At 42.1% G+C, this 977-nt stretch carries 2 protein-coding genes; both read left to right on the top strand.

What is annotated here, in order from left to right; all coding sequences use genetic code 11:
- The coding region (locus tag A3756_RS21395) for a response regulator transcription factor (protein WP_068554592.1) at positions 1-593 on the top strand (593 nt) is incomplete at its 5' end.
- Positions 583-977, top strand: a 395-nt coding sequence (locus A3756_RS21390; RefSeq protein ID WP_197481445.1) for a hypothetical protein, incomplete at its 3' end; no start/stop codon positions are given. The genes A3756_RS21395 and A3756_RS21390, both read left to right, overlap by 11 nt.

Here is a 977-nt window from a genome sequence, read left to right as displayed (position 1 = left end):
ATGGCGTTGAGGGTTTTCAGCGAGCGAGATCAGAGCAGTGGAACGCCATTATTTTAGACTTACAACTGCCAGGCATAGACGGTTTGGAGCTATGTAGAATGCTTCGAGTCTCACAAATTTATGTGCCGCTGATGATGGTGACTTCCCGTTCAACTGAGTTGGATAGAGTCTTAGGTCTAGAGATTGGTGCTGATGATTACTTAGTTAAGCCTTTTAGTGTGGCCGAACTAAAGGCAAGAGTAAAAGCATTGCTTAGACGGTCTGCCCAGAGTGAGAAACCAAGACCTGAAGCGAGTGTATTGAGCTATCTTAGCCTTTCTTTAGATTCCTCTTCTAGAAAAGCAAAATTAGCTGAAAAGACGCTAGATCTAACAGCGAAAGAATTCGATTTACTTTGGTTCTTTGCATCTCATGTGGGAAAGGTCTTTAAACGTAGTGAGCTTCTTGACAAGGTTTGGGGTTATGGTCACGAAGGTTATGAGCATACCGTTAACTCTCATATAAATCGCTTGCGATCAAAACTGGAATCGGATTCTTCAAACCCTGTATATATTAATACAATTTGGGGGGTGGGTTATCGTTTTGGAGAGTAAGAACATTGAAAAGGGTGCGATGAGACGAAAGCTGCCGTTTTATACAAAGCTGGCTGTCACCATATCTATCATCGGTATTTTTGTGACAGGGATGTTCTTTGTCTTAGCGCTATGGAGCAGTGATAAATATCATCAAGAAGTTACCCAGCGGCTCCATCGTGACTTGGCACCGTACATACTGGATCATTTATCTGAGCCTTTGTTTTTAGACAAAGCAGAGCGAGAAAATGGCAGCCTTAATATCAATAAAAAGGCACTTAAGGGGATCGCAATCAATACCATGATGATCAATCCAAGTGTTGAAGTTTATTTGTTGGATAATAATGGTCAAGTATTAGGGCATGCGCTACCCGACGCCTCAATCGATAAAGGTCAGGTCAATGT

Source organism: Oleiphilus sp. HI0086, assembly GCF_001635225.1.
Note: the sequence above shows the minus strand (reverse complement) of the source record. Positions and strands in the feature narration are given on the sequence as shown.